General features: G+C 60.6%; 21 protein-coding genes. 7 read left to right on the top strand and 14 right to left on the bottom strand.

Annotation, left to right across the window (positions count from 1 at the left end; all coding sequences use genetic code 11):
* Nucleotides 1-2 precede the first annotated feature (2 nt).
* The 4 genes from ACMGGN_RS16750 to ACMGGN_RS16735 form a co-directional block, all read right to left on the bottom strand.
* Entirely contained in the window at nt 3-737 is a 735-nt protein-coding gene (locus tag ACMGGN_RS16750) for an amino acid ABC transporter ATP-binding protein (protein WP_119688360.1), read from the bottom strand.
* On the bottom strand, nt 734-1405 hold the full coding sequence (locus ACMGGN_RS16745; protein WP_012313017.1) for an amino acid ABC transporter permease: 672 nt from the start codon (nt 1403-1405) through the stop codon (nt 734-736). The genes ACMGGN_RS16750 and ACMGGN_RS16745 overlap by 4 nt, the downstream gene beginning before the upstream one ends.
* A complete protein-coding gene (locus tag ACMGGN_RS16740) occupies nt 1406-2152 on the bottom strand; it encodes an amino acid ABC transporter permease (RefSeq protein ID WP_046787772.1) in 747 nt (248 codons plus the stop codon). It abuts the gene before it with no gap.
* 142 nt (nt 2153-2294) lie between these two features.
* Nucleotides 2295-3212, bottom strand: a complete 918-nt coding sequence (locus ACMGGN_RS16735; RefSeq protein WP_115273713.1) for a glutamate/aspartate ABC transporter substrate-binding protein — start codon at nt 3210-3212, stop codon at nt 2295-2297.
* A 303-nt stretch (nt 3213-3515) separates the two neighbouring features.
* On the opposite strand from ACMGGN_RS16735, the gene ACMGGN_RS16730 reads away from it, so the two are divergent.
* Entirely contained in the window at nt 3516-3851 is a 336-nt protein-coding gene (locus ACMGGN_RS16730; RefSeq protein ID WP_196914255.1) for a hypothetical protein, read from the top strand.
* Nucleotides 3852-3887: 36 nt separating this feature from the next.
* On the opposite strand, the gene glpD is transcribed toward ACMGGN_RS16730, so the two are convergent.
* From glpD to ACMGGN_RS16710, 4 genes are all read right to left on the bottom strand, one after another.
* Nucleotides 3888-5417 carry a glycerol-3-phosphate dehydrogenase gene (glpD, locus tag ACMGGN_RS16725; RefSeq protein ID WP_115273714.1) on the bottom strand — a complete coding sequence of 510 codons (1530 nt, stop codon included), beginning with the start codon at nt 5415-5417 and terminating at the stop codon, nt 3888-3890.
* A 173-nt stretch (nt 5418-5590) separates the two neighbouring features.
* Complete coding sequence (gene glpR, locus ACMGGN_RS16720) at nt 5591-6346, bottom strand: DNA-binding transcriptional repressor GlpR (RefSeq protein ID WP_115273715.1); 756 nt, start codon at nt 6344-6346, stop codon at nt 5591-5593.
* A 113-nt stretch (nt 6347-6459) separates the two neighbouring features.
* Nucleotides 6460-7959 carry a glycerol kinase GlpK gene (glpK, locus tag ACMGGN_RS16715; protein WP_046787768.1) on the bottom strand — a complete coding sequence of 500 codons (1500 nt, stop codon included), beginning with the start codon at nt 7957-7959 and terminating at the stop codon, nt 6460-6462.
* Between the two features lie 41 nt (nt 7960-8000).
* A complete protein-coding gene (locus tag ACMGGN_RS16710; protein WP_046787767.1) occupies nt 8001-8852 on the bottom strand; it encodes an MIP/aquaporin family protein in 852 nt (283 codons plus the stop codon).
* Nucleotides 8853-9152: 300 nt separating this feature from the next.
* Here ACMGGN_RS16710 and ybaK point away from each other — a divergent pair, with 300 nt between their 5' ends.
* On the top strand, nt 9153-9623 hold the full coding sequence (ybaK, locus tag ACMGGN_RS16705; RefSeq protein WP_046787766.1) for a Cys-tRNA(Pro) deacylase: 471 nt from the start codon (nt 9153-9155) through the stop codon (nt 9621-9623).
* A gap of 38 nt (nt 9624-9661) precedes the next feature.
* Here the strand turns inward: ybaK and ACMGGN_RS16700 are convergent, their stop codons facing one another.
* Complete coding sequence (locus ACMGGN_RS16700; protein ID WP_046787765.1) at nt 9662-10771, bottom strand: ABC transporter ATP-binding protein; 1110 nt, start codon at nt 10769-10771, stop codon at nt 9662-9664.
* Nucleotides 10768-11688, bottom strand: a complete 921-nt coding sequence (gene argF, locus ACMGGN_RS16695; protein WP_046787764.1) for an ornithine carbamoyltransferase — start codon at nt 11686-11688, stop codon at nt 10768-10770. Before argF ends, ACMGGN_RS16700 begins: the two co-directional genes overlap by 4 nt.
* A 362-nt stretch (nt 11689-12050) precedes the next feature.
* On the opposite strand from argF, the gene ACMGGN_RS16690 reads away from it, so the two are divergent.
* Together ACMGGN_RS16690 and grxD are read left to right on the top strand one after the other, a co-directional pair.
* Nucleotides 12051-14159, top strand: coding sequence for a molybdopterin oxidoreductase family protein (locus tag ACMGGN_RS16690; protein ID WP_204919889.1), 2109 nt, complete (start codon nt 12051-12053; stop codon nt 14157-14159).
* Nucleotides 14160-14250: 91 nt separating this feature from the next.
* On the top strand, nt 14251-14586 hold the full coding sequence (grxD, locus tag ACMGGN_RS16685) for a Grx4 family monothiol glutaredoxin (RefSeq protein ID WP_012313029.1): 336 nt from the start codon (nt 14251-14253) through the stop codon (nt 14584-14586).
* A gap of 57 nt (nt 14587-14643) precedes the next feature.
* On the opposite strand, the gene bfr is transcribed toward grxD, so the two are convergent.
* Together bfr and ACMGGN_RS16675 are read right to left on the bottom strand one after the other, a co-directional pair.
* On the bottom strand, nt 14644-15117 hold the full coding sequence (bfr, locus tag ACMGGN_RS16680) for a bacterioferritin (RefSeq protein ID WP_046787762.1): 474 nt from the start codon (nt 15115-15117) through the stop codon (nt 14644-14646).
* 200 nt (nt 15118-15317) lie between these two features.
* Nucleotides 15318-15539 (bottom strand): bacterioferritin-associated ferredoxin, encoded by a 222-nt coding sequence (locus ACMGGN_RS16675; protein ID WP_039601808.1) that lies wholly within the window; start codon nt 15537-15539, stop codon nt 15318-15320.
* Between the two features lie 213 nt (nt 15540-15752).
* Here ACMGGN_RS16675 and ACMGGN_RS16670 point away from each other — a divergent pair, with 213 nt between their 5' ends.
* Nucleotides 15753-16355 (top strand): peroxiredoxin, encoded by a 603-nt coding sequence (locus ACMGGN_RS16670; protein WP_012273884.1) that lies wholly within the window; start codon nt 15753-15755, stop codon nt 16353-16355.
* 77 nt (nt 16356-16432) lie between these two features.
* Here the strand turns inward: ACMGGN_RS16670 and rnt are convergent, their stop codons facing one another.
* Together rnt and pyrC are read right to left on the bottom strand one after the other, a co-directional pair.
* On the bottom strand, nt 16433-17107 hold the full coding sequence (gene rnt / locus ACMGGN_RS16665; RefSeq protein ID WP_414156138.1) for a ribonuclease T: 675 nt from the start codon (nt 17105-17107) through the stop codon (nt 16433-16435).
* Nucleotides 17104-18150: a dihydroorotase gene (gene pyrC, locus ACMGGN_RS16660; protein WP_204919891.1), complete on the bottom strand. Its 1047-nt coding sequence runs from the start codon at nt 18148-18150 to the stop codon at nt 17104-17106. Before pyrC ends, rnt begins: the two co-directional genes overlap by 4 nt.
* Before the next feature lie 130 nt (nt 18151-18280).
* Here pyrC and ACMGGN_RS16655 point away from each other — a divergent pair, with 130 nt between their 5' ends.
* On the top strand, nt 18281-19243 hold the full coding sequence (locus tag ACMGGN_RS16655) for a flagellar protein MotY (protein ID WP_414156137.1): 963 nt from the start codon (nt 18281-18283) through the stop codon (nt 19241-19243).
* A 127-nt stretch (nt 19244-19370) separates the two neighbouring features.
* The gene (locus ACMGGN_RS16650) at nt 19371-20588 is read left to right on the top strand and encodes an argininosuccinate synthase (protein WP_046787758.1); all 1218 of its coding nucleotides are present in this window, start codon (nt 19371-19373) and stop codon (nt 20586-20588) included.
* Nucleotides 20589-20686 lie beyond the last annotated feature (98 nt).

The following is a 20686-nucleotide window of genomic DNA, read 5'->3' as shown; positions in this document are numbered from 1 at the left end:
GCTTAGTGTTGCAGGATCTTGCTGAGGAAGTGCTGGGTGCGTTGGTCGCGGGTACCCTGGTCACCGAAGAACTCTTCCTTGGTGCAGTCTTCGATGATGCAGCCTTTGTCCATGAAGATGACCCGGTTGGCGACCTTGCGGGCAAAGCCCATCTCGTGGGTCACGCACATCATGGTCATGCCTTCGTTGGCCAGCTGCACCATCACATCCAGCACCTCGCTGACCATTTCCGGGTCCAGCGCAGAGGTCGGCTCGTCGAACAGCATGACGATCGGGTCCATGGCCAGGGCGCGGGCGATCGCCACACGTTGCTGCTGGCCACCAGAGAGCTGGCCGGGGTGCTTCTTGGCATGGGCGCTGAGGCCGACCCGTTCGAGCAGGGCCAGGCCCTTCTTGGTGGCCTCCGCTTCGCTGCGGCCCAGTACCTTGCGCTGGGCGATGGTCAGGTTCTCGGTGATGGTCAGGTGCGGGAACAGCTCGAAGTGCTGGAACACCATGCCGACCCGCGAGCGCAATTTGGGCAGGTTGGTCTTGGGGTTGGCAATCGAGGTGCCATCGACCACGATGTCGCCCTTCTGGAACGGCTCCAGGGCGTTGACGCACTTGATCAGCGTGGACTTACCCGAGCCCGAAGGGCCGCACACCACCACCACTTCACCTTTCTTGACCTCGGTGCTGCAGTCGGTCAGTACCTGGAAGTCGCCGTACCACTTGTTGACGTTCTTGATGGAAATCATACGGTGATCCTTTTTTGCAGGCGCTTGACCAGCCACGAAGCGGAGAAGCTGATGAGGAAGTAGACGACCCCGGCGAAGATCAGGAACTCATGGGAGCGCCCGATGATGTCGCCGTTGGAACGTGCCGAGTTGAGGAAGTCCACCAGGCCCACGGTGTAGACCAGCGAGGTGTCCTGGAACAGGATGATGCTCTGCTGCAGCAGCAGCGGGGTCATCTTGCGGAAGGCCTGGGGCAGGATGATCAGGCGCATGGTCTGGGCGTAGTTCATGCCCAGTGCCTGTGCCGCGCCCATCTGGCCTTTGGAGATCGACTGCACGCCGGCGCGGACGATTTCGCAAAAGTACGCGGCCTCGAACATCATGAAGGCGACCACGCAGGAGGTGAAGGCACCCACCGGGGTGTCCTCGCCGGTGATCCAGCGCAGCACGAACGGCACCGCCAGATAGAACCAGGTGATCACCAGCAGCAGCGGGATCGAGCGGAAGTAGTTGACGTAGGCACCGGCGATGTTCGAGAGCAGCTTGTTCGACGACAAGCGCATCAATGCCAGGAGTGTGCCCAGCACGATACCGCCGATCACGCCCATGACCATCAGCTTGAGGGTCATGACCATACCTTCCCAGAGGGCGGGCAGGGCCGGGATGATTTCGCTGAAATCCATTTCCATTTACTTGCCCCCCACGGAAATCAGGCCAGGCACGGCGACTTTTTTCTCGACCAGGCGCATCAGCAGCATCAGGCCCATGTTCAGGGTGAAGTAGATCAGCGTGGCCAGGGTGAACGCCTCGAACAGGTTGGCGGAAAACTCAGCGGTCTGCTTGGTCTGTGCCAGCAGCTCCATCAGGCCGATCAGCGAGGCTACCGAAGAGTTCTTGAACACGTTGAGGAACTCGGAGGTGAGCGGCGGAATGATGATCCGGTACGCTTGAGGCAACAGCACGTTGTTATAGATCTGCGGCAGGCTGAAGCCCATGGCGCGGGCGGCAGCTTCCTGACCGCGCGGCAGTGCCTGGATGCCGGTGCGTACCTGTTCGCAGACGCGGGCTGCGGTGAACAGGCCCAGGCAGATGACCACGCTGATCAATGCCGAGGTGGTCGGGTTGAGGTCCTGCTTGAACCATACCTGCAGGCCCTCAGGCAGCAGGTCTGGTACCAGGAAGTACCAGATGAACAGTTGCACCAGCAGCGGCACGTTGCGGAACAGCTCCACGTAGGCGGTTGCGATACCCGATACCAGGCGGTTCGGCACGGTACGCATGACGCCAAGGAGCGAGCCCAGCAGCAGCGCGATGATCCAGGCGGAAATGGCGATGGCGATGGTCCAGCCCAGGCCGGTGATGTACCAGTCCAGATAGGTTTCGCTGCCCACGCCGGTGGACTTGAAGAACACGCCCCAGTCCCAGTTGTAATTCATCGGGATTTCCCCTCAGACGGTTGTTTCACGGGCACCTTCGAGCATCCGGGGGCGCTTGGCGCCCTCGGATGAAAGGTTAGACACTAATGAGTGGCTTGCAGCGTTGATTCGTGCGCTTGCGCACCAGGCCACTAACTGAGGATCAGGATTTCTTCTCGTCTGCGGCCTTGTCGGTCGGCTCGGCGATCAGCTTTTTCAGTTCGTCGCTCATCGGGAACTGAAGGTTCAGGCCTTTTGGCGGAATCGGCTGCTGGAACCACTTGTCGTAGCTCTTGTTGACTTCGCCCGACTTGAAATAGCCCACGATGGCATCGTCGACGGCTTTCTTGAAGGTCTCGTCGCCCTTGCGCATCATGCAGCCATAGATCTCGTAAGACTGTGGCGTTCCGGTGATCACCCAGTCCGCAGGCTTGCGCGCTTTGGCCATTTCACCGGCCAGCAGAGCGTCGTCCATCATGAAGGCCACGGCACGGTTGCTTTCAAGCATGTTGAAGGCTTCACCGTGGTCCTTGGCGGAAATCACGTTCATCTTCATCTGCTTGTCGGCGTTCATCGCCTTGAGGATGCGCTCGGAGGTGGTGCCGGCGGTGGTCACCACGTTCTTGCCGGCCAGATCCGGGAAGTCTTTATAGGACGGCTGACCATCCTTGACCTTGGTCAGCAGGCGCGTGCCGACTTCGAAGATACCCACCGAGAAGGCGACCTGCTGCTGGCGCTCGACGTTGTTGGTGGTGGAGCCGCATTCCAGGTCGACGGTGCCGTTCTGCACCAGCGGGATACGGGTTTGCGAAGTGACCAGGTTGTAACGGACCTTGATGTCAGTACCCAGTTGTTTCTTCAGGGCTTCGACCACTGCCAGCTGGATGTCATGGGAGTAACCCACGGGTTGCGGCTTGCCAGCCAGGTAGGAAAACGGAATGGAGGAGTCACGGTGCCCCAGGGTGATGGTGCCCGACTCCTTGATCTTCTTCAGGGTGCCGGTCAGCTCCTCGGCCATGGCGGGCGAAGCGATGACTGCAGCCGCGATGGCGGCCCCCAGCAATTGACGAACGATACGCATCAAATTTTCCTCGACGTGTTTGTTTTTTTTATGGAGCCGTTGGCGGACTCTTTCGTTCAACGCATGCAGCATGAAGCGTTGTGCATTCGGCTTCCAAGTGTAGAGCATGACTCGTGCCAAGCTCTCACAATGATCATAACCCCGCGAAAAGCCTGGGCATGAACCCTATATGAAGGTTTTTGCGCAAAGCCACGTGGTCGGAACGCCGAATGAGTGCCTCTATTGCGTTCGGCAATCCGAACGGTGGGCGCCTCGCAGAGTCCGTGGCGTCAGCTTTAAATAACACCCCTGCATGAAAAGCACATGTTGAGCTTGCTGCCTCTTTATCAGGAGCTCACGCGCACACGGATCATGCGGGCGGGCAATACCGTCATCGCCGGTGAAAACATCGACGTGTTAAGCAATGCACTGGCGCAACGAGAGTTTTGGCAAGGGTTTGTGCGCAATCTCAATCCCGAGCGCTTCGAAGCCCTGGCCGCGCCGTATCATGAACAGCTGGAAGCCTATGAGCGTCAGGCTGGCGAGTCGGGTGAGCAGCAGTACCTTGAGCACGCTGCGGCATTGATGGAAGCGCTCAATAGCGAGGAACGGGCCCTTTACCTGGCATTGGCAAAAGAGGCGTATGGGCGGGAAGCCTGAGCGTAGGGCGACCGCCATGCGGTCGCCCTACAAGGTTCAGGCGGCGTTGCTGCGTGCGTTGCCCTGTGCCAGGTAGTCAGCCAGTGCGCGCTGTTCACTCTCGCTGGTGAACAGGCCCAGCTTGGTCCTGCGCCAGAGAATATCCTGACTGCTGACGGCCCATTCGGTTTGGCGCAGGTAATCGACTTCACGGGTGAAGAGGCCACCCCCAATCGCTTGGCCCAGATCCTGCGGGCCGCTCACACCTTCCAGCAATTGCCAGGTGCGGCTGCCGTAGGTTACCGCCCAGCGCTTGGCGATGTCCGGCGCGAGCCATTGATGGCGCGCAAGCAGGTCGTCGACCAGTGCCTGAGGTGTACTCATGTCTTCACCACCTGGCAGTGTGGCGCTGGCTGTCCAGCTTTTGCCCATCTGGGTGAAGAACGGCTTGAGTTCTGCCATGGCCGATTCTGCAAGCTTGCGGTATGTGGTCAGCTTGCCGCCAAACACGGACAGCAACGGCGCCTCGCCTTGGGTCGTGGACAGCGCGAGGGTGTAGTCACGCGTGACTGCGGACGGGTTGTCCGATTCGTCGTTGCACAGCGGCCGCACGCCAGAGTAGGTGTGCAGGATATCGCTGGGGCTCAACTGATGATTGAAGTGTGCGTTGACCACTTTGAGCAGATAGTCGGTTTCCTGCCCGGTGATCGCCACCTTGGCCGGATCGCCGCTGTATTCGCGATCGGTGGTGCCGATCAGGGTGAAGCGGTCCAGGTAGGGGATGCAGAAGACAATGCGTTGGTCCTCGTTCTGCAGGATGTAGGCGTGATCCCCCTCGTACAGGCGCGGCACGATGAGGTGGCTGCCCTGGATCAAGCGTATGCCGTACGGTGCATCGAGTTTGAGGTCATCCTTGATGAACCGGGCGACCCACGGACCGGCGGCGTTGACCAAGGCACGCGCGCGAATCGTCTGCAGGCTGCCGTCGGCATGCTGCAGCTCTACCTGCCACAGGCCATCGACACGTTCTGCGCGCAGGCAGCGGGTGCGGGTATGAATGTGCGCACCTTGCTCGCGTGCAGCCATGGCATTGAGTACTACCAGGCGGGCGTCGTCTACCGCGCAGTCTGCATATTCGAAACCGCGGGTGATGGCCGGCTTGAGCGGGTAGCCCGGGCCAAAGCGCAGGCTGCGCGAGGCGCCCAGGCGCTTGCGCTTGCCCAGGTGATCGTAGAGGAACAGGCCGGCACGGATCATCCAGGCCGGGCGCAGGTGCGGGCGGTGCGGCAGCACGAAGCGCATTGGTTTGACGATGTGCGGTGCCTTGGCCAGTAGCACTTCGCGCTCGGCCAGTGCCTCGCGGACCAGGCGGAATTCATAGTGTTCCAGGTAGCGCAGGCCGCCATGGATCAGCTTGCTGCTGGCCGAGGAGGTGTGCTGGGCCAAGTCGTCCTTTTCGCAGAGGAAGACCTTGAGGCCACGCCCGGCGGCGTCGGCAGCAATGCCCACGCCGTTGATGCCACCGCCGATCACGGCAAGATCATAGCAATCGGCAAGTAGGGGCTGGGACGAAACGGGCTGGGACACGGGCAAGGCCTCCTGGGGCTGTTCACATCGAATATGAACATTAATGTTCGTTTCCGAAAATACTAGCGCAACAGAACGGCCATCGCCAGTCAGTGTTTATAGAAAAAACTGATGAGATGACAATAAAATGAACAATATCGAAAATCGCGGGCCCTTCTGGACCCGCTTGCGGTTTAAACCACCTCGAGCCGGATCTTGTACTGGTTGAGCAACTCACCCAGTGCAGGGGATGGCTGCTGGTCGGTCACCAGGCAATCGACCAGGCTGATCGAGCCCAGGCGTACCATGGCGTTACGCCCGAATTTGCTGGAGTCGGCAGCCAGGATGACCTGACGGGCGTTGGCGATGATTGCTTGGGAAACCCGTACTTCCTGGTAGTCGAAGTCCAGCAGGCTACCGTCTTCATCGATACCGCTGATGCCGACCAAGGCGAAGTCGACCTTGAACTGGCTGATGAAATCGACGCTCGCCTGGCCAACCACGCCCCCGTCACGGCGTACTGTGCCGCCTGCGACCAATACTTCGAAATCATCCTTGGCGGCAAGGATCGCAGCAACGTGCAGGTTGTTGGTGATGACCTTCAGGTGGTTGTGGTTGAGCAGCGCCCGGGCAATCGATTCGGTGGTGGTGCCGATGTTGATGAACAGCGAGGCATGGTCAGGAATTTGCCGGGCCACGGCGTCGGCAATACGCTGTTTTTCGTCGCGCATCTGGTCGGCGCGCATGGCGTAAGCAGTGTTCTCGATACTCGAATCATAGGCGGCGCCACCGTGGTAGCGGCGCAGCAGATTGAGCTCGGCGAGCTGGTTGATGTCGCGACGGATGGTTTGCGGGGTGACGACGAACAGCTGCGCCATTTCTTCGATGCTGACGTAGCCGCGTTCGCGTACCAGCTCGAGGATTTGTTGTTGGCGTGGGGGCAGATTCATGGGCGGTCCTTATGGGCTGCCGGACAAATTCTGCAATGATGCCGTAGGAAAGGGACTACGGCCAGTAGGCCGTGGGGTGACGGGGGCCGCGAAGCAGCCCCTGCCCAGGGCGATCAGGCCTCGTGATCTTCCCAGTCGCGGGTACGCTCGACGGCTTTGCGCCAGCCGGCGTACAGTTTTTCCTTCTTCGCTTCATCGAGTTGCGGGCTGAACTCGCGCTCGATGATCGCCTTGTCACGCAACTCGTCCAGGCCACTCCAGAAACCACAGGCCAGGCCCGCCAGGTAAGCGGCGCCAAGGGCAGTGGTTTCGCGCATTTTCGGGCGTTCCACACAGGTGCCGAGAATGTCGGCCTGGAATTGCATGAGGAAATTGTTGGCCACCGCGCCACCGTCGACACGCAACTCGGACAGGCGTTGGCCGCAGTCCTGCTGCATGGCGTCCAGTACGTCGCGGGTCTGGTAGGCGATCGACTCCAGCGCAGCACGGATGATGTGGTCGACTTTCACCCCGCGCGTCAGGCCGAACAGCGCGCCGCGGGCGTAAGGGTCCCAGTACGGTGCGCCCAGGCCGGTGAAGGCGGGCACAAGGTAAACCCCGTTGCTGTCCTTGACCTTGCTGGCGAAGTACTCGGTGTCCAGGGCATCGTTGACGATCTTGAGTTCGTCGCGCAGCCATTGCACGGTGGAACCACCGTTGAACACTGCGCCTTCCAGGGCATAGGCCACTTCGCCACGTGGCCCGCAGGCAATGGTGGTCAGCAGGCCGTGGGAGGAGGTTACGGCTTTGTCGCCCGTGTTCATCAGCAGGAAACAACCCGTGCCATAGGTGTTCTTGGCCTGACCGGGTTCCACGCACATCTGGCCGAACAGCGCGGACTGCTGGTCACCGGCGATACCGGCAATGGCTATGCCGCTCTTGGTGTGGCCGTAGACTTCGGAAGACGGGCGCACCTGGGGCAGCATCTGGCGCGGGATGCCGAGAATGTCGAGCATCGTTTCATCCCACTGCAGGCTGTGGATGTTGAACATCAACGTGCGCGAGGCATTGGTGTAGTCGGTGACATGCACCTTGCCGCCGGAAAACTTCCAGATAAGCCAGGTATCCACGGTACCGAACAACAGTTCGCCGCGTTCGGCCCGCTCACGTACGCCCTCTACATTGTCGAGGATCCACTTGAGCTTGGTGCCGGAGAAGTACGGATCGGTGACCAGGCCGGTGGTTTCGCGAATGTATTGTTCATGCCCGTCGCGCTTGAGTTGTGCGCAGATCTCTGTACTGCGCCGGCACTGCCAGACGATGGCGTTGTACACCGGGCGGCCGGTTTCCTTGTCCCATACCACTGTGGTTTCACGCTGGTTGGTGATGCCCAGTGCGGCGACCTGCGCATGGCTGATGCCGGCCTGTGCCAAGGCTTCGACCATGGTCGCGCTCTGTGTGGCGAAGATCTCCATCGGGTCGTGTTCGACCCAGCCGGCTTGTGGATAATGCTGGGCGAACTCGCGCTGGGAGGTGCCGACCACATTGGCGTCGCGGTCAAAGATGATGGCCCGCGAGCTGGTGGTGCCCTGGTCCAGGGCGATGATGTAGTTCTTGTCCTGGGTATCTGTCATGGTCATAGGCCTTGCAAAATGAGGAAGTCAGGGCGCCAGCATCAGTTGGCTTGAGTATCGCCCTGGCGATTGCCGTTTGTCTCTGGGTTCGCGCTTGGTGCCGTCGGCAGGTTGCGGGCGATCAAGCCACGATAGGTCGCAGCACCCAGGCAAGCGCCGAAGATCGGCGCGAACACCGGAACCAGGAAATAAGGGATATCCCGACCGCCAGTGAAGGCGATTTCGCCCCAGCCGGCCAGGAAGGTCATCAGTTTGGGCCCGAAATCGCGGGCCGGGTTCATCGCAAAGCCGGTCAGCGGGCCCATGGCGCTACCGATCACGGCGATCAACAGGCCGATCAGCAGCGGTGCCATCGCACCACGGGGCAGGCCGTTGTTGTCGTCGGTCAGGGCCATGATGACCGCCATCAGGATTGCAGTGATCACCACTTCGACCAGGAACGCCTGTGCGGTGGAAAGCGAAGGGTGTGGGTAGGTGGAGAACACCGCCGCCAGTTCCAGGCTTTCGCTACTGCCGCGCAGCATGGCATGGGTTTGTTCGAAATCGAAGAACAGGTTGCTGTACAGGGTGTAGACCAGCGCCGCGCCGCAGAAGGCGCCGCAAACCTGGGCCAGCATGTAGAACGGCAGTTTGCGTTTGTCGAAGCTTGCGAACAGGGTAAGGGCGATGCTGACGGCCGGGTTCAGGTGCGCACCTGATATACCGGCGGTGAAGTAGATCGCCATGCTCACGCCGACGCCCCAGATGATGCTGATTTCCCACAGTCCAAAGCTGGCGCCCGCGACCTTGAGGGCGGCGACGCATCCTGTGCCGAAAAAGATGAGCAGCGCCGTGCCGAGGAATTCGGCCAGGCATTGGCTGGACAGCGTAGGTTCGCGTAGAGCAGTCGTCATGTATGACCTCTTTTTTTTTGTTGTGAGGCGCTAAGCGCTCGACAGCAAAGCCCGGCGTCCATCCCCATTGACCCCGGGCGCATGTAGGAATGCACTTAAAAAGTGCACCATTTATTCAGAAACGAAAAAATATAGACAAGAAACGCTTATGTCAAAGGTCGAAAGTGAACGATCGGTCACGATATGAGCGTTGAATGCGGGCGCGAATCCCACGCTAGAGCGGCGTGTCAGCTGTGAACTGGCTGGAGTGTAGGATTTGTCCTAAAGTAGCCGCCGAATTGTCTCGGAGCGGAGCACTGCATGACCCCGGCCCTCGATCTTTTGAAAAAGGCGCGCGCGCAACATCGCGTGCACAGTTATGAACACGATCCAAAGTCGGCGTCTTATGGGCTGGAGGCGGCTGAAAAACTGGGGCTGGAACCGCAGCAGGTGTTCAAGACCTTGTTGGCCTGTAGTGAGAAGGGCGAGTTGCTGGTGGCCGTGGTGCCTGTTGTGGGCACGCTGGACCTCAAGGCGCTTGCCCATGCCGCAGGCGTGAAGAAATGCGAGATGGCCGACCCCGCGGCAGCTCAGCGTGCCACAGGTTACCTGGTGGGCGGAATCAGTCCGCTGGGGCAGAAAAAGCGTCTGCGCACCTTCATCGACGATTCGGCGCAGAACTTTGCCACCATCCATGTCAGTGCCGGGCGACGGGGGTTGGAAGTGGAACTGGCTGCTGCTGTACTGGCCGAGCAGACCCAGGGCACCTTCGCCGGTATCGGTCGGGGTTGAGCTGCGCAGGGGTCGCCTGGCAGCCCCACGTTGCTGAATCAGGTCGCCGAGCTGTAGCGACGCACTCCGTTTTCCTGCCGTGGCAACTGCGCCGCGACACTGCCGGGTACCGGGAACAGCACCAGGTGGTCAGCTTTGACGGTAATGCCGACCTGCTCGCCAATTTGGTGATCGATATGGCTCGGGAAGATCGCTTCCAGCTGGCTGCCTGTCGGCAATTGCAGGCGGTACAGTGTCGATGCGCCCAGGAAACTCTTGCCGACGATGCTTGCGCGCAGTGCGCTGTCGGCGTCAGGGACGATATCGTCAGGGCGCAGCAGCACGTCTACCGAGCTGCCGGGGGCCATGATGTAGGCGCGGTTACCCCGCAGCTCTCCGAGCTCGGTGTTGACTGACTCATGGCTGCTCATCTGGCCACGGATGAAATAACCCTGGCCGATGAAACTGGCGACGAATGGCGTCTGCGGCTCATGGTAGAGGTTGTAGGGCGTGTCCCACTGCTCCAGGCGGCCTTCCTTGAACACGCCCACATGGTCGCTGACCGCGAAGGCTTCTTCTTGGTCATGGGTAACCAGAATCGCGCTGGTACCACGGCTTTTGAGGATGTCACGGACTTCGTGGCTCAGGCGTCGGCGCAATTCGACGTCCAGGTTGGAAAACGGCTCGTCCAGCAGCAGCAATTGCGGCTCGGGGGCCAGCGCCCGGGCCAGGGCCACGCGCTGTTGCTGGCCGCCTGAGAGCTCGTGCGGGTACCGCCCGCCGAGGCCACCGAGCTTGACCAGCTCGAGCATTTCTTCGACCACCTGCCCCTGGGATGGGTGCTTGGCGATGCCGAAGGCGATGTTTTGCGCCACGGTCAGGTGCGGGAACAGTGCATAGTCCTGGAACACCATGCCTATGCGGCGCTTCTCCGGGGACAGGGTGAAACCGGCGCGGGAAATGACCTCGCCTGCGAGCTGGATCTCACCTTCGTGTACCGGCTCGAAGCCGGCGATGGCGCGCAGGGTGGTGGTCTTGCCGCAACCCGACGAACCCAGCAGGCAACCGATGTCGCCTGCGTTCAGGTGCAGGTTGAGGTTCTGGACGATGCGCTGGTCGCCGTAGCCGCAGGCGAGGTTGCGCAGGTTGAGCAGTAGGGGTTGACTCATGCGTGGTGGTAAGCCGGTTCGACAAGGAATTCGAGAAGGGCCTTCTGTGCATGCAGGCGGTTTTCAGCCTGGTCCCACGCGACCGAACGGGGGTCGTCGAGCAGGTCATGGCTGATTTCCTCGCCGCGGTGGGCGGGCAGGCAGTGCATGAACAGGGCATCGGGTGCCGCCAGGTCAAGCAGTTCGCGGGTGACCTGGTAAGGCGCGAAATGCGCCAGGCGCCGTGCAGTTTCCTCTTCTTGGCCCATGGAAGTCCAGACATCGGTGGTCACCAGATGCGCTCCACGTACGGCTTCACGCGGATCGCGGATGATCTGCACGCGGTCTGCGCCCAGTGCCATGAAGCGTGGGTCAGGGTCATAACCTTCCGGGCAGGCGATGCGCAGCTGGAAATCGAACTGCCGGGCAGCCTCGATGTACGAGTTGCACATATTGAAACCATCGCCGATCCAGGCCACGGTCTTGCCCTGGATAGCGCCACGGTGCTCGTGGAACGTCTGCATGTCGGCCAGCAATTGGCAGGGGTGCGACTCATCGGAAAGGCCATTGATCAGCGGTACGCGTGAATTGGCGGCGAACTCGGTGAGGGTGCTGTGCGCGTGGGTGCGGATCATCACCGCATCGACCATGCTCGACAGCACGATGGCGCTGTCGCTGATCGGTTCGCCCCGGCCCAGCTGTGTGTCGCGTGGCGACAGGAAGATAGCCTGGCCACCGAGCTGGATCATGCCGGCTTCGAACGACACCCGGGTCCGGGTGGAGGATTTTTCGAAGATCATGCCCAGGACACGGTTTTTCAGCGGTTCGAACAGCACGCCGCGCTTGCGCAGGTCCTTCAGCTCGATGCCTCGGCGGATCACACCGAGCAATTCGTCGGTGGTGAAATCCAGCAGGGAGAGAAAGTGCCTTGCGCTCATGATTGACTACCTTATCTGCAACGGTATGCAGGTCGACCGTATGGTTTTTTTGACAACGGGAGTGACCTGCGGCGTAAGCCGCACGGGGCGGACGAAATAGGGAAAGGCGCAATACTATAATTAAATGTCGCCTAAAACCAAGAGGGGGAACAGCGGCTCTGTTGCAAAGGGTGTCATTACCCCTTGAGCCTGCGCTGTTTTTTATTTGCTACAGAGGTTGTACACGGCTTGCTGGCAATTTGGCAAATGGCTGTCGCAAATCGTGCGCCTGATGTCGGGAGATTCACGCTGCGAAGCGCGCTGGCAGGGTGCAAGGGCAGGGGGCATAGTCGGTTTTCAACAATTGCAAGGCAGAGGCAGCCATGACCAAGACCCTGCATCACCGTGCCTGCCACCTGTGTGAGGCGATCTGCGGGCTGAACATCGAAGTCAGCCATGAAAGCGACGGGGAGGCGCGCATCAGTGCAATCAAGGGCGACCCCCAGGACCCGTTCAGCCGTGGCCACATCTGCCCCAAGGCCGTGGCTTTGCAGGATATCCAGGATGACCCGGACCGCCTGCGCCAACCGCATCGACGGGTGGGTGAGCGATGGCAGGCCATCAGCTGGGAGGAGGCTTTTGCCTTGGCCGCCGATAAGCTGTGGTCGATACAGCAGGCACATGGGCGTAACGCGGTGGCGGTTTACCAGGGTAACCCGAGCGTGCACAACTACGGCTTGATGACCCACAGCAATTACTTCCTGGGGCTGCTCAAGACACGTAACCGTTTTTCCGCCACCTCTGTGGACCAGTTGCCTCAGCACCTGACCAGCTACCTGATGTATGGCCACGGCCTGCTGTTGCCGATCCCGGACATCGATCACACCGATTTCATGCTGATCCTCGGGGGCAATCCTTTGGCCTCCAATGGCAGCATCATGACCGTGCCGGATGTGGAAAAGCGCCTCAAGGCCTTGAAAGCGAGAGGCGGGCAACTGGTTGTGGTGGACCCGCGACGCAGTGAAACTGCCGCCATGGCCGACCGGCACCTGTTCGTGCGCCCCGGCGGCGATGCGGCGCTGCTGTGCGGTTTGCTCAATACCCTCTTCGATGAAGGCCTGGCGCGTGGTTCGCATCTGCCGGTCAATGGCCTGGAGCAGGTGCGCACGGCGATCAAGCCGTTCACCGCCGAAGCCATGAGCGCCCAGTGCGGCATCGATGCTGCCAGCATTCGGCAGTTGGCACGGGATTTCGCCGCTGCCGACAAGGCGGTCTGCTATGGCCGCATGGGCGTGTCGACACAGGCTTTCGGCACCTTGTGCCACTGGCTGGTGCAAGTCATCAATCTGGTAACCGGCAACCTGGATCGTCGAGGCGGTGCGCTGTGCACCGAGCCTGCCGTGGACCTGGTGGCGAGCACCTCGGGCGGGCATTTCAATGCCTGGCAGAGCCGCGTGTCGGGGTTGCCCGAATACGCTGGTGAGCTGCCCGTGGCGGCCCTGGCCGAGGAAATGCTCACGCCCGGCGAGGGGCAGGTGCGGGCCCTGGTGACCGTCGCCGGTAACCCGGTGCTGTCCACCCCCAATGGCAGGCAGTTGGATGCGGCGCTGCAGGGGCTGGAGTTCATGCTCAGCATCGACCTTTACATCAACGAGACGACCCGCCACGCCGACCTGATCCTGCCGTCTACTTCGGCACTGGAAAACGACCATTACGACAGCACCTTCAACCTGCTGGCTGTGCGTAATGTCACCCGCTTCAACCGGGCCATACTGGCCAAGCCTGCAGGCGCCTTGCACGACTGGGAAATTTTCGTTGGCCTGGCGCAAGCCTTTGCCAAGCGTGCAGAACTGGAACTGAAACCGACCATGGCACCTGCGCAGATGATCGACCTGGCGTTGCGCAAGGGCCGCTATGGCGACGAAAGTCCCCGCAAGCTTTCGCTTGAAACGCTTGATCAATACCCTCATGGCCTCGATCTGGGCCCCTTGGGCGCTAATCTGCGAGGGCGCCTGGCGACTGCCAGCAACGCCGTGGAGGCGGCGCCCCAGATTGTGCTGGAGGACTTGCGCCGGTTGGCCGAATGCGTACCGGCAGTAGCGGGTGATTTGCTGCTTATCGGGCGTCGCCATGTACGCAGCAACAACTCGTGGATGCACAACTACCATCGCCTGGTCAAAGGCAAGCCACGCCATCAGTTGTTGATGCATCCGCAGGACATGCGCCAGCGGCAGTTGGAGGATGGCCAGCGGGTACGCATCCGTTCGCGCACCGGTGACCTGGAAGTCGAGGTGCAGGCCTGTGAGGACATCATGCCTGGTGTGGTCAGCCTGCCGCATGGCTTTGGTCATGGCCGCCAGGGCGTCAACCTGCAGATCGCCCAGGCGCAACCCGGCATCAGTGCCAATGACCTGACCGATGAGCGTCTGCGTGACGCTGTTTCCGGGAATGCGGCGCTCAATGGCGTACCCGTGCACGTGAGCGCCGCCTGAGCACCGGCAATGCCGAGCATTAGGCTCAGGTTTCCGATACAATGCGTCACCGTGCCGACCATCGAGTCGGAAAGTTCAGACGAGGTGTTCCATGGATATCATCGAAACGATCAAAGAGCAGATTGCCAACAACACCATTCTGCTTTACATGAAGGGCTCGCCGAATGCCCCGCAATGCGGGTTCTCGGCCAAGGCATCGCAAGCTGTGATGGGTTGTGGCGAAAAGTTTGCTTACGTGGATATCCTGCAGAACCCGGAAATCCGCGCCAACCTGCCTAAATACGCCAACTGGCCGACCTTCCCGCAACTGTGGGTAGCTGGCGAGCTGGTCGGCGGTAGCGACATCATGCTGGAGATGTTCGAGAACGGTGAGCTGCAGACACTGATCAAGGACGCCGCTGCCAAGGCCAAGGCTTCCGAAGCCTGATCTTTCGGCAAGCATGAAAAAACCCGCTCATGGCGGGTTTTTTTATGGGGCCGGAATTTACTCTTCGCCCATCTGCGACTGCAGGTAGTTCTCGATGGTGATCTTGTCGATCAGGCTCAATTGAGTTTCCAGCCAGTCAATGTGTTCTTCCTCGGATTCGAGGATGTCTTCAAGCAGTTCACGCGAGCCGAAGTCACCGACGGTTTCGCAGTGGGCGATGGCGGCTTTGAGATCGACCAGGCCTTTCTGCTCGATCTTCAGATCGCATTCGAGCATTTCCTTGGTGTGCTCGCCGATCAGCAGCTTGCCCAGGTCCTGTACGTTCGGGATGCCTTCTAGGAAGAGAATACGCTTGATCAACTTGTCAGCGTGTTTCATCTCATCGATGGATTCCTTGTACTCGTGCTTGCCGAGCTTGTTCAGGCCCCAATCTTCGTACATGCGTGCGTGCAGGAAGTACTGGTTGATCGCGACCAGCTCGTTTCCGAGGATCTTGTTGAGATGCTGGATGACGCTTACGTCGCCTTTCATTGCGGGTTCCTGCCCTGAGAAGTGTGCCGATACAGGGAAGTTTGAGCCTGATACTTAGGGCTGTCAAACCTAAGTTCTTGAATAATAAGTGAAAATTAATAGGAATAAGAATGTTTGTGAACCGCGTTGGGACGCTAACTTATTGAATTGTAGGCATAAAAAAACCGGACACGAGGTCCGGTTCTTCGAATTGGGCGATATCAGGCGGCAGTAAATTCCACCGGATAGGGCAGGGCGGCTTGCTGGCTCACCTGAAGCTCGGTCAGGGTCTCGCGGACTACCTGCTTGGCCAGGCACGCGCATTTGCCACATTGGCTGGCGACATTGGTCGCGGCTCTGACGTCCTTGTAGCTGCAGCATCCTTCATAGATCGCATCGCGGATCTGTCCGTCGGTCACGCCGACACAAAGACACACATACATAAAGTCGGACCATCGCTGGTTGAGTCGATGGGTGGAGAGTAATGGTAATGAGAATGCTTGTCAAAACACTTTCTGTAAGTGCCGTGCTTGAGCGACCGGCGGTTGGATTCGGCCTGTCACCGGAAGCCGTGTATGATGGTCGGCCTTTGTTGGATGTCGGGCAAGCCCGCCTTGGCCTGGCAAACGGTTCTTCACCCTCATCAGGAGATTGCAATGAGCGTACTCGTTGGCAAAAAAGCCCCCGACTTCACCGTCCCGGCTGTACTGGGCAATGGCGAAATCGTCGACAGCTTCAACCTGGCCTCGGCCATCAAGGGCAAGTACGGCCTGGTGTTCTTCTACCCACTGGACTTCACCTTCGTATGCCCGTCCGAGCTGATCGCCCTGGACAACCGCATTCCGGACTTCCAGGCCCGCAACGTTGAAGTGATCGGCGTTTCGATCGACTCGCACTTCACCCACAACGCCTGGCGTAACACCCCGGTCAACAATGGCGGTATCGGCCAGGTCAAATACACCCTGGCAGCCGACATGACCCACGAAATCTGCAAGGCCTACGACGTCGAGTCCGAAGGCGGCGTGGCTTTCCGTGGCGCCTTCCTGATCGACACCAACGGCGTTGTCCGTTCGCAGATCATCAACGACCTGCCGCTGGGTCGTAACATGGACGAGCTGCTGCGCCTGGTCGATGCCCTGCAATTCCACGAAGAGCACGGTGAAGTCTGCCCGGCCAACTGGAAGAAAGGCGACAAGGGCATGAACGCTTCGCCAGAAGGCGTTGCTGCTTACCTGAGCGAGAACGCTGGCAAGCTGTAATTGCCGAGCGCATAAAAAAACCGGCCTTCGTGGCCGGTTTTTTTTTGCTGCAAGCTTGCAGCTTGCCGCTCTGCGCCTCAATCGTTGAAATCGCGCCAGCCGCCCAGCTCTTTCCAGCGGTTGACGATGCCGCAGAAGAGTTCGGCTGTCTTCTCGGTGTCGTAACGTGCCGAGTGCGCCTCACGGCCGTCGAAGTCGATGTCCGCGCTCTGGCAGGCCCTTGCGAGCACGGTCTGGCCGTACGCCAGGCCAGCAAGGGTGGCGGTGTCGAAGCTGGAGAACGGGTGGAACGGGTTGCGCTTCAGATCGTTGCGCGTCACCGCCGCATTCAGGAAACCCAGGTCGAAGCTGCTGTTGTGGCCGACCAGGATCGCCCGCTTGCAGCCGTTGGCCTTCAGTGCCTTGCGCACGCCGCGGAAGATGTCGGTCAGCGCGCTTTCCTCGCTCACCGCCATGCGCAGCGGGTGGTCCAGCTTGATGCCGGTGAACTCCAGCGCGGCAGCCTCGATATTGGCCCCCTCGAACGGCTCCACACGGTAGAAGTAGGTGTGCTCCGGGAATAGGAAGCCCTTCTCGTCCATACCGATGGTCACTGCGGCGATTTCCAGCAGGGCATCGGTGGCGCTGTTGAAACCGCCGGTCTCGACATCCACCACTACCGGCAGGTAGCCACGGAAGCGCTCGGCCATCGGGTGGCGCGAGCCGCTGCTGGCCTGGCCGTCCTGCTCGTCTTCGTAGAGGTCTTCGCTCACGCGTTGTCCTCCAGCAGGCGCCAACGCAGTTTTTCACCGGCGCGCAGCGGGATCACGGTCTGCTCGCCAAACGGCAGGCTGTCCGGGGCAGTCCATTCTTCACGGACCAGGGTAATCGTGTCGGTATTTGCCGGCAGGCCGTAGAAGGCCGGACCATGCAGGCTGGCGAAACCTTCCAGTTTGTCCAGCGCATTGCGCTGTTCGAAGGCTTCGGCGTACATCTCGATGGCCGCATAGGCGGTGTAGCAACCGGCACAACCGCAGGCAGCTTCCTTGGCGTGGCGGGCGTGGGGTGCCGAGTCGGTGCCGAGGAAGAACTTCGGGTTGCCACTGGTGGCCGCGTCCAGCAGCGCCACCTGGTGGGTGTTGCGCTTGAGAATCGGCAGGCAGTAGAAATGTGGCCGAATGCCGCCGACCAGCATGTGGTTGCGGTTGTACAAAAGATGCTGTGCGGTGATGGTCGCACCGACGTTGGCAGGCGCCTCGGTGACGAATTGCGCTGCATCGGCGGTGGTGATGTGTTCGAACACCACTTTCAGCGTGGGGAAGCGCTCGACCAGGCGACGCATGTGTTCGTCGATGAAGCGTTTTTCGCGGTCGAACACGTCGATCTCGCTGCGGGTCACTTCACCATGCACCAGCAACGGCATGTCGACTTCAGCCAGCGCTTCGATGGCCGGGAAGATATTGTCGATGCTGGTCACCCCGGAATCGGAGTTGGTGGTGGCGCCGGCCGGATACAGCTTGGCGGCGTACACGATGCCGCTGGCCTTGGCCGCGCGGATGTCCTCGGGGCTGGTGCGGTCGGTGAGGTACAGCACCATCAACGGCTCGAAGCGGCTACCGGCCGGACGGGCACTGAGGATGCGCTCACGGTAGGCCCCGGCTTCGTCGGCATTGCGTACCGGAGGAACCAGGTTGGGCATGATGATGGCACGGGCGAAAGTACGCGCCACATCGCCAACGGTATGGGGCAGGACGGCACCATCGCGCAGATGGATGTGCCAGTCGTCGGGACGCAGGAGGGTCAGGCGATCGGACATTGGGGATTCCAGGCGGGTCGAACTCAGGCGCCAATGCTACCGGAAAACCCTCGCCCGAGCACGGCTATCAAGTTTTCCGGCAAGCGTCCGATAGCCTGCCTGTAAGCCGTCAGAATTAGTGGAGCCTCCCGTGCGCCAGCGTTACCTAGCCCTGTTGACCCTGTTCGCCAGCCTGCCGGCCGGTGCATTGACCTTCCAGACCCGCATGGAAAACATCGCCTGGAAAGTCGAGGGTGATCAGTTCGAATGCCGCCTGATTCAGCCGATCGATGGTTTCGGCAGTGGTGAGTTCGTGCGCCGGGCGGGGGAGCAGCCAGTGTTCCAGCTGCGTTCTGGCAGTAATGTGCTGGGGGCCGGTTCCGCTACGCTGCTGGCGGCTGCGGCCCCTTGGCAGCCGGGCCGTGGCGATATCAACCTGGGGGCGGTGCGGCTGGCGCGCACTGGGGTGCTGTTCAGTTCATCCCAAGGCCAGGCCAGCCGCTTGATCAATGGCCTGCTCGATGGCCGCAGTACGGTGGTGCGAAGCTATACCGGGGAGGCGGGGCGGCCGATCGAAGTGCGTGTGCTGCCGGTGAGCTTTGCCAAGGCGTGGAGTGATTATCAGGCGTGTGCCGGCAAGATGTTGGCGATGAACTATGACCAGGTGCGCCAGACGCAGGTGGGGTTCCCTGGAGGGGGCATCGACCTGGATGCCGCGGCGCGGGCGCGACTGGATGTGGTCCTGGATTACTTGAAGGCCGATCCGACGGTCAACCATATCGAGCTCAATGGCCACTCCGACAACAGCGGCAATCGCTTGACCAACCGTGATACCTCACGGCGCCGTGCGTTGGCGGTTGCTGATTACTTCAAGGCCCATGGGGTACCGGAGGAGCAGATCACCGTGCGCTTCCATGGCGAACGTTATCCGTTGGTGAAGAACAACAGCGCCGCAAACCGCGCACGCAACCGGCGCGTCAATATCGAACTGGATCGTGTCACGCCGGCCGAGAAACCTGCGGCCCAACCTGTCCAGCATCCGGCCCCAGCGACGGCCCCTGCGCCAGGCCCCGCCAGCGCTGCTCCTGTGCCGCCTGCTGCGAAACCTTCCTGACGCTGCAGGGCGTCGCCCCTTTGACAGTTCCTGTCGCTTTGTCGTCAGAAGCTGTCGCCCCACTGTAAATTTATCCGCAACGCCGGTAGAATCGACCCCTTTCCGTACAACCCCGTGGAGTGATGGCATGGCGGACGTAAAAAAGGTCGTACTGGCGTATTCCGGCGGCCTTGATACTTCGGTGATTCTCAAGTGGCTGCAGGATACCTACGACTGCGAAGTGGTGACGTTCACCGCTGACCTGGGTCAGGGCGAAGAAGTCGAGCCGGCTCGCGCCAAAGCCCAGGCAATGGGCGTCAAAGAGATCTATATCGACGACCTGCGCGAAGAGTTCGTGCGTGACTTCGTCTTCCCCATGTTCCGCGCCAACACCGTCTACGAAGGCGAGTACCTGCTGGGTACTTCCATCGCACGTCCGCTGATCGCCAAGCGCCTGATCGAAATCGCCAACGAAACCGGCGCTGACGCCATTTCCCACGGCGCCACCGGCAAAGGCAACGACCAGGTCCGTTTCGAGCTGGGTGCCTATGCACTCAAGCCGGGCGTCAAGGTCATCGCCCCATGGCGCGAGTGGGACCTGCTGTCCCGCGAGAAGCTGATGGACTACGCCGAGAAGCACGGTATCCCGATCGAGCGCCACGGCAAGAAGAAGTCGCCGTACTCGATGGACGCCAACCTGCTGCATATCTCCTACGAAGGCGGTGTTCTGGAAGATACCTGGACCGAGCACGAAGAAGACATGTGGCGCTGGAGCGTCTCGCCGGAGAATGCTCCGGACCAGGCGACCTACCTCGAACTGACCTACCGCAATGGTGACATCGTCGCCATCGATGGCGTCGAGAAGAGCCCGGCCACTGTCCTGGCCGACCTGAACCGCATTGGCGGTGCCAATGGTATCGGCCGTCTGGACATCGTCGAAAACCGTTACGTGGGCATGAAGTCGCGCGGCTGCTACGAGACTCCGGGCGGTACCATCATGCTCAAGGCTCACCGTGCAATCGAGTCGATCACTCTCGACCGCGAAGTCGCTCACCTGAAAGACGAGCTGATGCCCAAGTACGCCAGCCTGATCTACACCGGTTACTGGTGGAGCCCGGAGCGTCTGATGCTTCAGCAGATGATCGATGCTTCGCAGGTCAACGTGAACGGTGTTGTGCGCCTGAAGCTGTACAAGGGCAATGTCACCGTGGTCGGCCGCAAGTCCGACGACTCGCTGTTCGATGCCAACATCGCGACTTTCGAAGAAGATGGCGGCGCCTACAACCAGGCCGATGCTGCGGGCTTCATCAAGCTCAATGCACTGCGCATGCGTATCGCTGCCAACAAAGGCCGCGCGTTGCTCTAAGGCTTCAAACGTATTGCATGAACCCCGGCTTCGGGCTAATGCCAGTCAGTTAGCTTCATTAGGGCTGCTACGCAGCCCATCGCCGGCAAGCCAGCTCC

The organism is Pseudomonas sp. BNK-30 (assembly GCF_047456185.1).
In the GTDB taxonomy this organism is placed as follows: Bacteria; Pseudomonadota; Gammaproteobacteria; order Pseudomonadales; family Pseudomonadaceae; genus Aquipseudomonas; species Aquipseudomonas putida_E.
This window is presented reverse-complemented; position numbering and strand designations above follow the sequence as displayed.

Bases quoted from the DNA above. Each gene is read 5' to 3' on its own strand.
- ACMGGN_RS16675 (WP_039601808.1), bottom strand. From the start codon at position 15,539: ATGTATGTGTGTCTTTGTGTCGGCGTGACCGACGGACAGATCCGCGAT.
- ACMGGN_RS16735 (WP_115273713.1), bottom strand. From the start codon at position 3,212: ATGCGTATCGTTCGTCAATTGCTGGGGGCCGCCATCGCGGCTGCAGTC.
- ACMGGN_RS16670 (WP_012273884.1), top strand. From the start codon at position 15,753: ATGAGCGTACTCGTTGGCAAAAAAGCCCCCGACTTCACCGTCCCGGCT.
- ACMGGN_RS16750 (WP_119688360.1), bottom strand. From the start codon at position 737: ATGATTTCCATCAAGAACGTCAACAAGTGGTACGGCGACTTCCAGGTA.
- ACMGGN_RS16710 (WP_046787767.1), bottom strand. From the start codon at position 8,852: ATGACGACTGCTCTACGCGAACCTACGCTGTCCAGCCAATGCCTGGCC.
- bfr (WP_046787762.1), bottom strand. From the start codon at position 15,117: ATGAAAGGCGACGTAAGCGTCATCCAGCATCTCAACAAGATCCTCGGA.
- glpR (WP_115273715.1), bottom strand. From the start codon at position 6,346: ATGAATCTGCCCCCACGCCAACAACAAATCCTCGAGCTGGTACGCGAA.
- glpK (WP_046787768.1), bottom strand. From the start codon at position 7,959: ATGACAGATACCCAGGACAAGAACTACATCATCGCCCTGGACCAGGGC.
- ACMGGN_RS16650 (WP_046787758.1), top strand. From the start codon at position 19,371: ATGGCGGACGTAAAAAAGGTCGTACTGGCGTATTCCGGCGGCCTTGAT.
- ACMGGN_RS16700 (WP_046787765.1), bottom strand. From the start codon at position 10,771: ATGAGTCAACCCCTACTGCTCAACCTGCGCAACCTCGCCTGCGGCTAC.
- pyrC (WP_204919891.1), bottom strand. From the start codon at position 18,150: ATGTCCGATCGCCTGACCCTCCTGCGTCCCGACGACTGGCACATCCAT.
- ACMGGN_RS16740 (WP_046787772.1), bottom strand. From the start codon at position 2,152: ATGAATTACAACTGGGACTGGGGCGTGTTCTTCAAGTCCACCGGCGTG.
- ybaK (WP_046787766.1), top strand. From the start codon at position 9,153: ATGACCCCGGCCCTCGATCTTTTGAAAAAGGCGCGCGCGCAACATCGC.
- ACMGGN_RS16745 (WP_012313017.1), bottom strand. From the start codon at position 1,405: ATGGAAATGGATTTCAGCGAAATCATCCCGGCCCTGCCCGCCCTCTGG.
- ACMGGN_RS16730 (WP_196914255.1), top strand. From the start codon at position 3,516: ATGTTGAGCTTGCTGCCTCTTTATCAGGAGCTCACGCGCACACGGATC.
- argF (WP_046787764.1), bottom strand. From the start codon at position 11,688: ATGAGCGCAAGGCACTTTCTCTCCCTGCTGGATTTCACCACCGACGAA.
- ACMGGN_RS16690 (WP_204919889.1), top strand. From the start codon at position 12,051: ATGACCAAGACCCTGCATCACCGTGCCTGCCACCTGTGTGAGGCGATC.
- grxD (WP_012313029.1), top strand. From the start codon at position 14,251: ATGGATATCATCGAAACGATCAAAGAGCAGATTGCCAACAACACCATT.